The 12,408-nt window shown below is 40.3% G+C and carries 13 protein-coding genes and 1 other RNA gene; 1 reads left to right on the forward strand and 13 read right to left on the reverse strand.

Translation table 11 applies throughout. The features are described 5' to 3' along the window. Window position 1: 1 nt before the first annotated feature. The 8 genes from INP93_RS08410 to INP93_RS08445 all read right to left on the reverse strand — a co-directional run bounded on the left by INP93_RS08410 (window position 2) and on the right by INP93_RS08445 (window position 7,549). A complete protein-coding gene (locus INP93_RS08410) occupies window positions 2–1,183 on the reverse strand; it encodes a lipoprotein-releasing ABC transporter permease subunit (protein WP_197544658.1) in 1,182 nt (393 codons plus the stop codon). Continuing rightward, complete coding sequence (locus INP93_RS08415; RefSeq protein ID WP_197544659.1) at window positions 1,183–2,130, reverse strand: 2-hydroxyacid dehydrogenase; 948 nt, start codon at window positions 2,128–2,130, stop codon at window positions 1,183–1,185. The genes INP93_RS08410 and INP93_RS08415 overlap by 1 nt, the downstream gene beginning before the upstream one ends. Window positions 2,131–2,197: 67 nt before the next feature. Beyond that, entirely contained in the window at window positions 2,198–3,052 is an 855-nt protein-coding gene (kdsA, locus tag INP93_RS08420) for a 3-deoxy-8-phosphooctulonate synthase (RefSeq protein ID WP_049367492.1), read from the reverse strand. A gap of 12 nt (window positions 3,053–3,064) precedes the next feature. Beyond that, window positions 3,065–3,868 carry a SirB1 family protein gene (locus INP93_RS08425; protein ID WP_197544660.1) on the reverse strand — a complete coding sequence of 268 codons (804 nt, stop codon included), beginning with the start codon at window positions 3,866–3,868 and terminating at the stop codon, window positions 3,065–3,067. Then, the gene (prmC, locus tag INP93_RS08430; protein WP_197544661.1) at window positions 3,868–4,746 is read right to left on the reverse strand and encodes a peptide chain release factor N(5)-glutamine methyltransferase; all 879 of its coding nucleotides are present in this window, start codon (window positions 4,744–4,746) and stop codon (window positions 3,868–3,870) included. Before prmC ends, INP93_RS08425 begins: the two co-directional genes overlap by 1 nt. Then, window positions 4,746–5,828 carry a peptide chain release factor 1 gene (gene prfA, locus INP93_RS08435; protein ID WP_005698533.1) on the reverse strand — a complete coding sequence of 361 codons (1,083 nt, stop codon included), beginning with the start codon at window positions 5,826–5,828 and terminating at the stop codon, window positions 4,746–4,748. The genes prmC and prfA overlap by 1 nt, the downstream gene beginning before the upstream one ends. Before the next feature lie 97 nt (window positions 5,829–5,925). Next, window positions 5,926–6,462, reverse strand: coding sequence for an elongation factor P hydroxylase (locus INP93_RS08440; protein WP_197544662.1), 537 nt, complete (start codon window positions 6,460–6,462; stop codon window positions 5,926–5,928). Window positions 6,463–6,646: 184 nt separating this feature from the next. After that, window positions 6,647–7,549, reverse strand: coding sequence for an AraC family transcriptional regulator (locus INP93_RS08445; protein WP_232087608.1), 903 nt, complete (start codon window positions 7,547–7,549; stop codon window positions 6,647–6,649). Between the two features lie 92 nt (window positions 7,550–7,641). Between INP93_RS08445 and INP93_RS08450 the strand changes: the two genes are divergently transcribed. After that, window positions 7,642–7,860: an OsmC family protein gene (locus tag INP93_RS08450; protein ID WP_193451221.1), complete on the forward strand. Its 219-nt coding sequence runs from the start codon at window positions 7,642–7,644 to the stop codon at window positions 7,858–7,860. 108 nt (window positions 7,861–7,968) lie between these two features. Here the strand turns inward: INP93_RS08450 and INP93_RS08455 are convergent, their stop codons facing one another. From INP93_RS08455 to ssrA, 5 genes are all read right to left on the reverse strand, one after another. Next, on the reverse strand, window positions 7,969–8,583 hold the full coding sequence (locus tag INP93_RS08455; protein WP_003766668.1) for a CadD family cadmium resistance transporter: 615 nt from the start codon (window positions 8,581–8,583) through the stop codon (window positions 7,969–7,971). Further along, complete coding sequence (locus INP93_RS09725; protein ID WP_232087609.1) at window positions 8,498–9,046, reverse strand: ATP-binding cassette domain-containing protein; 549 nt, start codon at window positions 9,044–9,046, stop codon at window positions 8,498–8,500. Before INP93_RS09725 ends, INP93_RS08455 begins: the two co-directional genes overlap by 86 nt. A gap of 289 nt (window positions 9,047–9,335) precedes the next feature. Continuing rightward, the gene (locus INP93_RS08470) at window positions 9,336–10,625 is read right to left on the reverse strand and encodes a DUF2931 family protein (RefSeq protein WP_197544663.1); all 1,290 of its coding nucleotides are present in this window, start codon (window positions 10,623–10,625) and stop codon (window positions 9,336–9,338) included. Window positions 10,626–11,163: 538 nt separating this feature from the next. Further along, window positions 11,164–11,742, reverse strand: coding sequence for an NAD(P)H-dependent oxidoreductase (locus INP93_RS08475; RefSeq protein WP_197544664.1), 579 nt, complete (start codon window positions 11,740–11,742; stop codon window positions 11,164–11,166). A gap of 199 nt (window positions 11,743–11,941) precedes the next feature. Continuing rightward, window positions 11,942–12,307, reverse strand: a transfer-messenger RNA (tmRNA) gene (ssrA, locus tag INP93_RS08480). Window positions 12,308–12,408: the final 101 nt, after the last annotated feature.

Here is a 12,408-nt window from a genome sequence, read left to right on the forward strand (position 1 = left end):
TTTACTCATAACGTAATGCTTCCGCCGGCTCTGTTTTTGCCGCGCGATAAGCGGGATAAATGGTTGATAATAAAGATAACAATAAAGAAAAGGCAATCACAATAATGACTTGCACAGGCTCAATGGATGTTGGCAAGAAAACACCGTTCGGATTGACCGCACTTAAAATTGCCCCAAGGTTCAAGGTGATTAATACGCCCAGTACGGCACCAATCAACGTGCCCACTAGCCCAACCAATAAACCTTGATAAATAAAGATCGAACGTACTTGTGATTTAGTGACACCTTGCGTTTGCAAAATGGCAATTTCCCCTTGTTTATCCACCACCATTAAACTTAATGAGGTCACAATATTGGAAATCGCAACAACGATAATTAAACTAACCAACAAGCCCATCATATTTTTTTCCATACGAACCGCTTGGAAAAACTCCCCTTTTTGGACACGCCAATCGCTGATATGACTCTCTTTAAAATAACTCGGCAATTCTGTGATTTGGAAAGGATCATCTAGGAATAAACGATAGCCTTGTGCCTCACCTGGCTGAATACGCATTAGGCGACCAATATCCGCTAAATTAGCAAAAACTTCATAACCTGATGCTTCGCCATAATCATAGTAAATCTCACTCACAGTAAATAAACGCTGCATCGGCACACGACCAAATGGCGTATATTGGCTATTTTCAGTAATCATTAAGCGAACTTTATCGCCCACTGCTAAACCTAATTTTTGCGCCAGATTATCACCAATGATCAACTTAAACTCACCTTGCGGTAAAAGTTGATTAAATTGGCTAGGATCGAAACCTTCCAGTAAAGGATCATCTGAAAAAGACTGAATACCAATTACTTGTCCGGCACCCACACCTTTTGCTGTTTGAAACACAACATTTGTCGTATTAATTGGTACGGCTTTTTGCACAAAGTGCGGTGTATTTTCAAGCGGTTTTTCTGCCGAAATAGGCGCTTCTTGGCTAATAATCGCGTGTGGAATGCTCGAAAGCACCTGTTGTTTTTGATAGCCTTCTAATCCATTCATGACAGAAAGCACAATAATCAATGCCATCACACCTAATACGATGCCAAAGCTTGCCAAATTAGCAACAAGTCGCCCAAAACGATCGGCGCTTTTAGCGCGCCAATATCGCAGGGCGACGTATAAAGAAATAGGTAAATTCATTATTTTTGATTTAATTGTTGAACGGAATCTTCAATATTTTGCGTCACTTTTTTCGTTAGCGTGGTTACCGCGCTATCACTCGCCCAAGCAATATGAGGTGTGATAATTAAATTCGGCATCGTTTTCGCTAATTCAATCAGTGGATTATTTTTCTCTGGTGGTTCTTTCACTAACACATCTAATGCGGCACCACCTAATTGTCCTGATTTCAATGCGTCACAAACCGCTTGCTCATCAATCAATGGACCACGACCAGTATTGATTAAATACGCACCTTTCTTACAAAGTGACAAGGTTTCTTGATTGATTAAATTTTTAGTTGTTTCAGTTAATGCACAATGCAATGTCAGAATATCAGCCTGTTTTAGCACCTCTTCAAAAGGCGTGTAACCTTCACGGCAAGTTGTTGCATTTCGATGTTCAGCATAAAGTACTTTCATGCCTAAAAGTTCTGCTAAACGCCCAACTTCTGTACCTAAACAGCCTTTTCCAAACACGCCTAATGTTGAACCTTTAACATCTGTAATGGGATAATCAAAGTAGCAGAACTGTTTACTCTCAGTCCATTTGCCAGTGATTTGATCGCGCTGCCAGCCTGCCAAGCTGTGTTTTAACGCAAAAATCATCCCTAACACATGTTCAGGTACCGTTGTGGCAGAATAACCCTTCACATTTTTAACCGTCACACCTAATTCTTTTGCTGCGTCTAAATCCACGTTATTGGTGCCTGTTGCGGTGAGAGCAATGAGTTTTAATTTCGGTAATTGTTGCAACACATCGCGGCTTAAAATCACTTTATTGGTGATAATAATATCCGCGTCTTTTGCTCGCTCAATGGTTTGCTCTGCGGAAGTATATTCATACTCTACCCAGTTATGCGGAAAGCTTGGACGAGGAATAGAAATATGTTTTGGAATTGCCGTGCTGTCTAAAAATACGATGTTCATTGTTGTCTCCTTTTAATAGAACAAAAGTGCGGTCAAAAACAATGCTATTTTCAACCGCACTTCTCCATTAGATAGACGTATCTAATTCAGGGAAAGACTTCACTAAATCATCAATGGCTTTCATCTGTGAGACAAAACCTTCTAAAGCCGAAAGTGGCAATGCAGAAGGACCATCACATTTTGCTTGATTTGGATTTGGGTGCGCTTCTAAGAATAAGCCTGCAATGCCAATTGCTAAGCCAGAACGCGCTAATTCTGTCACTTGTTCACGACGGCCACCTGAAGCGGCACCAAACGGATCACGGCATTGTAATGAATGAGTCACGTCAAAAATAACTGGACTGCCTTTAGACACTTTTTTCATTACGCCGAAACCTAACATATCCACCACTAAATTATCGTAGCCAAAGTTTGAACCGCGATCACAAAGGATAATTTTATCGTTACCACATTCTTCAAACTTATCGACGATGTTCCCCATTTGACCTGGGCTTAAGAATTGTGGTTTTTTCACATTAATCACTGCGCCCGTTTTTGCCATGGCTTCGACTAAATCCGTTTGACGAGCTAAGAATGCCGGTAACTGAATCACGTCCACCACATCAGCAACAGGCTGACATTGATAGATTTCGTGTACATCAGTAATCACTTTCACGCCAAAGGTTTCTTTTAACTCTTGGAAAATTTTTAAACCTTCTTCCATGCCTGGACCACGGTAAGAATGAATTGAAGAACGGTTAGCTTTATCGAAAGATGCCTTAAAAACATAAGGCACACCCAACTTTTCAGTCACTTTTACATAAGCTTCGCAAACTTGCATTGCCATATCGCGACTTTCAAGCACATTCATCCCGCCGAAAAGCACAAAGGGTTTATCATTCGCGACATCAATATTGCCAATTTTTACAATTTTATTTTGCATAATATTTCCTTTTTAATGGATGGACTTGGCATCTTTCAATGCTTCGCCTTTCAGTTCTAAAAGTTGAGTTTTTAACAGAGAAGAAGTGGGATCATTCGGACATTGATCCACAAAATATTCCAAATCCTCAATGGCTGAAGGATAAGCGCCCATTTGCGCCAACACTAAGCCACGATCGCGAATATCGTAAGGATCTTTTCTTCCCGCTAACAAGAATTGAATATAATTAAACGCCAAATCGTTTTGTTCTTCACGAATTAAGGCATTCTTCGCGAGCTGACGGAAACGTGCAGTAAGCATCGGAATATCTGCTCGAGCTAAGTCTTCAGGTTGAATTTGAGCCCCAAAACCAAAGGCTCCTTCATAGAGTTTTTTCAATTCATCCACTGAAATATATTTTCCGCACCAAGGATCAATAAATGCCACTTCGCCATCCACTTCCGCACGTAAAATCAGTTGGGTCGGGAAATTCACCGGATAAATCGGCAATTTTAAACTTGCGGCGAGATAAAGTACTAAAGCGCCAAGACTCACTGGCATGCCTTCACGTTCTTCTAAAATATACGGAAGGTATAAATTACGAGCATAGAAATAATTATCCGCATCGCAATGAAATCCCCAATCACCGTAAAATAGCTGTAATAATTGGTGAATTTTAGCTTTATCATCCCATTCTTCTGGAATAGCTTGGCGAGCTTTGCGCACCAAGCTTCCAACAAGCCCTCTTATACGAGGCTCATCAAGTTGCTCTTTCTCACAAATGCTCAAATAAAAATGAGTCAGTTCAGCATACAAGGCTTTTTGATCGTATTTCATTACCGCTTCCAATATCCCAATGTTACGCGCTCATTGTCGCCATAATCCCGTATGGTTGCAACCCCTTGCCAATGATTTTGCCAGAAAATTGACCGCACTTCTTCGCCCTGTTTCCAACCGTGTTCTAACAATAAATAACCACCATCATTTAAATGTACTGGCGCATACTCAATAAGATGACGTAAATCAGCTAAACCGTTTTCGCCCGCCACCAACGCTGAACGAGGCTCGAAACGCACATCACCTTGGAAAAGATGCTCATCGGCTTCATCGATATAAGGTGGATTACTGACGATAATATCAAACTGCCCTTCAACATTTTCGAACCAACGACTCTGTAAAAATTGTACCTTGAGCTGATTTTTTTCTGCATTGGATTGCGCTAATTTGACGACTTCTGGCATTAAATCAACACCAATAACATCCAATTGAATATGCTTTTTTTGACAAATAGGAGAAAGCTCAGAAGCCAACGCCAACGCAATGGCGCCAGTGCCGGTACCTAGATCGAGAATACGAAAGTGCGGTGGATTTTCTTCCAGTTTTTCTAACGCAATGTGTAATGCTTTTTCTACGAGAATTTCAGTATCTGGACGAGGAATTAATGTTCCTTCAGATACATTTAAAGGCAATGACCAGAATTCCTTTTCACCGAGGATATAAGCAATAGGTTCGCCTTTTAGACGACGATCTAAAAGTGCGGTCAATTTTAACCGCACTTTTTCATCAATTTCCGTTTCATCAAAAGCTAAAATTTGCGTTCTAGATTTGCCCGTTGCGTATTGCAATAGCACTAATGCATCAACTTTGCCATTCTCTGTCGGATTTACCTGATTTAAGGCTTGCGCAGCATCGGCAAGCCATTGTTGATAGGTCATTAATTACTCTCAGATAACGCCGCTAATTGATCTGCTTGATATTCAGTAATAATCGGCTGAATAAGCTCGTCAATTTTGCCGTTCATCACTTCATCTAAGCGATAGAGCGTTAAGTTGATACGGTGATCGGTTACACGACCTTGTGGGTAGTTATAAGTACGAATTTTATCTGAACGGTCGCCTGAACCTAATAAGTTACGGCGAGTATCCGCTTGCTCAGCCGCTTGACGTTCTTGCTCCGCTTGAACAATACGTGAAGCCAAGACAGACATCGCTTTTGCTTTGTTTTTGTGTTGTGAACGCTCATCCTGACATTCCACCACAATACCCGTTGGAATGTGCGTAATACGTACCGCAGAGTCTGTTGTATTAACGTGCTGACCACCTGCACCAGATGAACGGTAGGTATCAATACGTAAATCTGCTGGATTGATTTCCGGCATTTCAGATTCTGGTAATTCAGGCATAACCGCAACAGTACAAGCTGAAGTATGAATACGACCTTGGCTTTCTGTTTTTGGTACACGTTGTACACGGTGGCCGCCTGATTCAAATTTTAATTGACCATACACGCCATCACCGCTTACTTTGACGATCACTTCTTTATAACCGCCCTGCTCGCTTTCATTTGCGCTGAGCATTTCAACACGCCAGCGTTTACTTTCAGCATAACGGCTGTACATACGGAATAAATCGCCGGCAAAGATACCTGCTTCATCCCCACCTGTACCTGCGCGAATTTCTAAATAGCAGTTATATTCATCATTTGGATCTTTTGGTAATAAAAGAATTTGAAGTTGTTGCTCCACTTCTTCAATTTCGGCTTTGGATTCTTCAATTTCCATTTCTGCCATTTCTTTCATTTCAGGATCATCTAACATCAACTCTGCTTCAGCAATGTTAGAGTTAAGCTGATTCCAACGATTAAAACATTTCACCACATCTTCAAGTTGTGAATATTCTTTAGAATACGCACGGAATTTATCCTGATCCGAAATCACCGACGCATCGCCTAGCAATGCCTCTAATTCTTCATAACGTTCTTTTAAACTTTCAAGTTTTGCAATAATAGAATCTTTCATATTTTTATAAAGTTAAAGCCAAAAATAAAATCGGCCTATTTTAGCCGATTTTAAGGAAAATTGACAGACGCAAAATCTGCCTAAAAATGACCGCACTTTAGATGCGAGTCACATCAAATTTCGCTAAATCAATTCTATCTTCTGTACCATAAAATTGAGCCAATGCATGACGCAAGGTTTCTGCGCGTTTTGGTAAGCCTTTTTCTGCATAGGTTTTCACTTGCTCATACACCGCTTGCTTAAATGGTTGCGTATCCCCAGGATTGCCATTCAAATTATCCGCACTGGCAAAATAACGGAATCCCGCCGCTGTGGCTAAAATCCATTCCAATGCTTGGGGCTTCACTTCCACCTTTTCAAAATCACGCTGACGTGCTTCAGAACGACCATCCGGCTCATACCAATAGCCAAAATCTTCTAATTTACGGCGCTCTTTCCCCGCCACCAACCAATGGGCAATTTCATGTAATGCACTGCTGTAAAAGCCTCTCGCAAAGTAAATCGCGTTATAAGGCACCTCATCATTTTCAGGAATGTAAATCGGCTCATCCCCACCTTTAACTAATCGAGTATTATATTCTTCTTCAAAACATTGATTAAAAATTGCAATGATATCCTCAAGTTTGTGTTCCATGCTTTCTCCAAATATTTTTATCAATAAAGCCTCTTAAAAGGTTTGAGAATTATCTCATTTTTAATCTCTTTCACAAAATTTCAGTTAAATAAAAAACCGTCTGAATGATCGTTTCAAACGGTTTTTTAAATGATAAAGTGCGGTCAAATTTTTAGGTGTTTTTAAACCTATCTTTAAGCCCCATCTATTTAATATCCCCCTTGGGCGCATGCCCGAAATACCGTTTGTATTCACGGCTGAATTGGCTAGGTGACTCGTAGCCGACTTGGTAAGCAGTTTCGGTAATGCCTCGCTCTTCTTGTGCGATCAGTCGTCTGGCTTCCATCAGACGTAAGGATTTTTGATATTGCAGCGGTGAAAGGCTGGTTATCTTCTTAAAATGACTATGAAATCCAGATAATGACATACTACTTAGATTTGCCAAGGTTTCCACGGTGATGGTTTCACTAAAATGTTGTTGCAGATAATGGGTGGCTTGGGCGATTTTTTTGGTGTGCGATCCATTGCTTACCATGGCTTTAAATTTGCCACCTTGCTCGCCTGTAAGGAGTCGATAATAAATTTCTTGTTGGATAAGCGGTGCAAGAAACCCAATATCTTTTGGATTTTCGTGCAAGAGTAATAAGCGTTCAACAGCATTTTTGAGAGATTCATCCAAATGCCATTGTGCAAAACCCTCGTCGCCCTGTTGGACATCATCTGCAAGGTTTGGATTTGCTAATAAAATCTTGCTAACGCTTTCAATATCAATTTTCATCGACATCACTAAAAACGGCTTTTGCGGCTCTGCATATTTAATCTCGCCACGCATCGGTATGTTTACTGGGCAAAACATAAAATGTTGATTATCAAATCGGTAGCATTGTTCGCCTAGCTGCACTTCACGTTCTCCGCTTAACACGATGCAAATGCTCGGTTCTTGAATAATACCCTCGTAGCAAAACGGCTGATCGGCATGGCGAATCACCAAGCCTTTAATTGGAGATGAATAGGTTTCGTTATGTGGAATAACTTTTAATAAGCGTTCTATCGTTTCAGTTGAGAACATTATTTTGTAGGAATAGGCAAGTAATTTGGATAAATCCATATAACACTTCATATTGCCGTTCAATATAATGAACTCACTTTCAACGGCAGTACGCCAAAACATTTAACCAATATTGAATTGAGGACAATATCATGAAAATTTTCTACAAAACATCAGCAACAGCAACCGGCGGACGTGATGGTCGTACCCAAGTGGACGATGGTTCAATCGGCTTTGATTTGGTTTCATTTCAAAATGACGGCACCGGAGCTGATGAAAAACACCAACGCGCCGAGTATGGCAAGCACCGCCGCACCGACGAAAAACGGCTGCATGGGGTGGGTGAAAAACTTATTCATGGTTTGGCTTAATTCTGCATGAAGATGCTTTCGGATATGGATTTATTGGGCGGACAGGGTTGTATCTTATATTGAAGAAGCAAGCCGAAGGTTTGTCAGATACTCAAATGCCCGTATCATTCATATTATTGATATTATTGTTTGAATTGTATTATTTTCAATAATAATAAATAACCCTAAACCAATATAAATAACAGCCATTATCCAACGACTAAACTTCTCTACAATTTCACCAACACCTGAAATATTAGCCAATCTTTGTGCTGTATATACTAAAACAAAAATCAATATTAAAAATACAAGAAGAGTAACTAATAAGTCGACAAGATCTAAAGTCACAAAGTAAGGAACAAAAAGTCCAATATTATCTGCACCACAACTAGCAACTGTAACCAAAGCAACAATACCGACTAATTTTGACAACCCTTTTTCATCCAATTCTTTTTTAGCTCTTTTTTCGCCCTCACAATCGTCGTAAATAGCAACTTTAATACCTAAGTAAATCGGTATTAAACCTAATAAACCCAACACCCATTTTTCCGGAACATAATTCAAAACAAAAGCTAGAAATAAACTAACTAATATTAAAATTACAGAACCTAAATATTGTCCGATATAAATATCTCGATATTCTTTTCTAGTATTTGCTCTAGCAAAAAATATTAATAGTATTACCAACAAATCTACTGCTGTAGCAATATATAAAACAGCAGCAGTAATCACAGTCGAAAACATAAAGCACCTCATAATGAATCCCCTGAAACTCTCTTGCCACCGCGGCTTCTTCAAAAGCCAAATCGCGTTCGGACAGCGGCGTAGGCAGGGTAATCACGTTTTGCACGTTCATGCCCTTAGTGGAAAGCAGCATGATTTCATGGCTCAGGCGTGCGGCTTCGAAGCGGTCGTGCGTTACCAGCATACACGCCATGCCCTGCCGCTCGATTTTTTCCACCAGCATGGCGACCAAAATATCGCGCAAATCGCGGTCTAAACCGACGAACGGCTCGTCCAGCAAGGCAAGGTCGCAGCCGCACAGCAGCAGGCGCAAAAATGCTACCCGTTTCGCCATGCCGCCGGACAATTCGGTCGGATATTTGTTCAAATCGCCCGCAGTCAGCCCGACTTTCGCCGCCAGCGCGATGATTTCGCCTTCATCGGGTTTGTCCATAAAAATAGCGATATTCTGCATCGCGGTCAAGTTTTCCGGCAGGCGGTTTTCCTGAAACTGAAAACCCGATATGATTTCAGACGACCTTTTTATCGTTTCGTTTATATTTTACTTTTGAAGATCTTCCAATTCTTTTTCACTAAAGCGGGCTTGACCTTTATCTTCACACTTGAGTAGCCGCCAAACAGTATCTTCCCGAAAAATGGGATTGCCGTTCTCATCCCTCTTGGCACTAACCTGTTCGGCAGGCAGAAGTTCTCCTCGACTGATTGGTTTTCATGACCGATAAAGTTATCAAAGCCGTATTTTCCTAATAATATTAGTAATAAGCAGTATTGCTGATTTCATAACGTTGATGGAGCTTAGCATCTGGCAATACAAATTTTTGTCCATCTTTTTGAAGATATGCTTCGGTTAATTCAAAATGATCATCAAATTTCAATTTCAACGTGGCAAACTGATTTATTGAAGGTGTACTGATATTGTGCGCTTGATTCCTTCCGGGGAATGCCTGTTGAAATATCTTGTATAACCCGTTTAGTCGGGCATCATCATATATGATTTTATAATCATTCTGTTCTTGTTCTTCAGTCTTAAATGGATGCAATCTGATGCCCCACCGATTACCCGTTTCTTTGTCTATTAACCATATTCTGATGTAAGTTGGCATCGCCTTCATTGCCTTCTTCTCTTCTTCTATCCTCTCCTTACCGATGGCCGTCCAGCGCTCCGTATTAGCGAATTCCATATAATATTCGCCGTTCCATTCCCCCCCATCCACTTCAACTTCCAAGTTCCATGGATATTTTGTTTGCATTTGTTTGTACCATTCTGCACTGACGTTTTTGGATCCAGCTATATAAGTGTGATAGAAATCGGGGTGTTCTTTACGTACTCCATCTAAGTATTCAGCCCTTCTCTTAGGGTCATGATAAAACTCAACATCGTAATACCACATTTCATTAAAGTGGTGTTTAGCAGCCTCTTCCAAAGAAGGTACAATCTCTCTTGCTTGCCAGGACATTAATTCCTTATGGATAAAAGTGCTGGTCAAATTCAACGTAACCCAACCACCAGGAGCAACAGCTAATTCAAAATTATTGGGAGATTCATATCGCGGAGTTTCAGTATCCTCTACTGCATTATTAAATACCCTGTAACTTTTTGCCATCATAGGACGTATCTTGTCTGTAGGAAGAGCTTCGTCCAGCTGATAAAATTTATTTTCAAACTGGGATAAATAGGTAAAAGTTAACCTTTCGGGAAGTAAATCAAACTCTGCCGTTCTTCCTAAGTATCCTCCTCGACCCCAGATAGAGCCTGTACCAAAGAAGTTTCGCAAGACCGTTCCGTTCTGCAAATAAAAATCAGAGCTGTACTTATTAGATACGTCTACCGCATATGCTCCCAACGTCAAATATGAAGAATTTTCCGGTGTGGCGTTAACCAATATAGCCTCCGCCATCTTAACACCCCAAACCATGCCTTTTGCCTGTTCGGGATTGCCGTTGCCTTCAATCATTCTATTTAATCCTATGTTTGCCAATACAATGCTGAGGTAACCTGCTGCTACTATTCCTAAAAGGATATTTGTTTTCTTGTGTTTCATTCAGACGGCCTTTTGACTATCTTATTGATTCCAATAAAGATACGAATTAATGATATCAATCCAGTATCCGTAAATTACCCAGACATTGAGCAGAATGAAAACAACTGCACAATATTTCCAATGACGGTTTTGATACATTCTGATAATGCAGTAGGCATTGACAATCAAAAAGAATGCGTATTTGCCAATTTCCTCCCAAAGCACCTGAAGACTTAATATCATATATTCCATATTACCAACCATTTAAATTTTTCTAGGTTCCTAATCGTTAAATTCAAAAGAATTCTCTCCGTTTTTACATAGATATCTAAATTATTTACATTTTTAATGATAACCCATATATCTACCTTTGATAATAATTATAGAATATGCAATGCTACCAGACAATAAGCTGTGCGGAAATGAAAAGGTTCAACGAATATTACCGTAAAGCCTGTGAGCGCATTGGTGAATTAGAATTAAAAAAATTGGCATAATAATTAATTTTGACATAAAAAAGGTGAGCAAAATGCTCACCTTCTAAACCAATATTTTGCAATTAACCAAACACTTTTTCCAAGTGGTCTTGGTAGTCTGCCAAGTATTGTTCAACTTGTGGATTTTTAATCACGTCGTTGCATAGGAATGTCGGCAGACGGGTCAAGCCGATGAACTCGTTGAGTTTGTGGAAGTGCATATACAACGTATCTACACCTTTACCTTCGAAGAAATCGCCTTCACGGGTAAATGCTTCAATCGGTGCATTCCAAGTAAGTGAAAGCATGTGTTTTTTGCCTTGCAACAAGCCACCTGTGCCGTAGCCTTCGGTTGGATTTACACGATGGCGGCCATCACTGTGGTAAAGCTTGCCGTGTCCGGCGGTTAATACTTCGTCTATGTATTTTTTCACTGTCCAAGGTTCGTGCATCCACCAACCTGGCATCTGCCAAATCACGGCATCCATCCACAAGAATTTTTCGATTTCTGCTTCAACATCATAGCCGGCATCAATCACGGTTTCTTGAACATTGTGTCCAAGTGCGGTCAAAACTTCTTTCGCTTTTTTATGAAGCGTGTGGTTCAACTCGCCATGTGAATGACCAAAATCTTTACCACCATCTAGTAATAAAATATTCATTTTTTCTCCTTTAGCTGATAATTTACGATTATTAAGCACTTTACTAATGCAACAATTTAACCAATCAATAAGTGCCAACTATTAAATGCACTACTCAAATTCGAGAGTTTGATAGAAGTTAAAAGCGCAATAAAAAAGCCTTGAAGTCATTATTTTCAAGGCTTTAAAGTCTTTCATAGGACTTGATAGGTTTATTTTGTGGTGGAGCTGGCGGGAGTTGAACCCGCGTCCGAAATTACTCTACCTTCAGTACTACACGTTTAGTCTCGTCTTTAATTTCACTTAAGCATGCGGACAGACACGCTAAACTTAAGCTAGTTTGATTCAATTTAGTGCTTCGATCCTCAAACAGCGGCTTCCACACGATCTCGTTTTGATTTGACTCCGCTTTATCCCCGTCTTACGAGCGGAAGCTGGGGAGCGAAGGCTATGAGCAGGTTATTAAGCTGCTAAAGCGTATTGTTCGTCGTTTGCGACTATTTTTTTGCGGTTTATTTACGAGGCCTACCGCACCTCGACGTGCACCTTGGGCTTCGCTAATCCCGTCGAATCCAGAATCAGCCCCAAAATCGTTCGGCAGTTTATCAAAAAATCCAAGAAAGGAAAAGAAGCTATTTATTAACCTAAGAAGTTAGGGTAAAATTTTGCCACTTTTTTATAAGGAAT

This window comes from Haemophilus parainfluenzae, from assembly GCF_014931415.1.
GTDB lineage: Bacteria > Pseudomonadota > Gammaproteobacteria > Enterobacterales > Pasteurellaceae > Haemophilus_D > Haemophilus_D parainfluenzae_AF.

What these genes read in the sequence shown, in the direction of transcription:
- INP93_RS08410 (WP_197544658.1), bottom strand. Translation starts at nt 1,183, where the DNA reads ATGAATTTACCTATTTCTTTATACGTCGCCCTGCGATATTGGCGCGCT.
- INP93_RS08415 (WP_197544659.1), bottom strand. Translation starts at nt 2,130, where the DNA reads ATGAACATCGTATTTTTAGACAGCACGGCAATTCCAAAACATATTTCT.
- kdsA (WP_049367492.1), bottom strand. Translation starts at nt 3,052, where the DNA reads ATGCAAAATAAAATTGTAAAAATTGGCAATATTGATGTCGCGAATGAT.
- INP93_RS08425 (WP_197544660.1), bottom strand. Translation starts at nt 3,868, where the DNA reads ATGAAATACGATCAAAAAGCCTTGTATGCTGAACTGACTCATTTTTAT.
- prmC (WP_197544661.1), bottom strand. Translation starts at nt 4,746, where the DNA reads ATGACCTATCAACAATGGCTTGCCGATGCTGCGCAAGCCTTAAATCAG.
- prfA (WP_005698533.1), bottom strand. Translation starts at nt 5,828, where the DNA reads ATGAAAGATTCTATTATTGCAAAACTTGAAAGTTTAAAAGAACGTTAT.
- INP93_RS08440 (WP_197544662.1), bottom strand. Translation starts at nt 6,462, where the DNA reads ATGGAACACAAACTTGAGGATATCATTGCAATTTTTAATCAATGTTTT.
- INP93_RS08445 (WP_232087608.1), bottom strand. Translation starts at nt 7,549, where the DNA reads ATGGATTTATCCAAATTACTTGCCTATTCCTACAAAATAATGTTCTCA.
- INP93_RS08450 (WP_193451221.1), top strand. Translation starts at nt 7,642, where the DNA reads ATGAAAATTTTCTACAAAACATCAGCAACAGCAACCGGCGGACGTGAT.
- INP93_RS08455 (WP_003766668.1), bottom strand. Translation starts at nt 8,583, where the DNA reads ATGTTTTCGACTGTGATTACTGCTGCTGTTTTATATATTGCTACAGCA.
- INP93_RS08470 (WP_197544663.1), bottom strand. Translation starts at nt 10,625, where the DNA reads ATGAAACACAAGAAAACAAATATCCTTTTAGGAATAGTAGCAGCAGGT.
- INP93_RS08475 (WP_197544664.1), bottom strand. Translation starts at nt 11,742, where the DNA reads ATGAATATTTTATTACTAGATGGTGGTAAAGATTTTGGTCATTCACAT.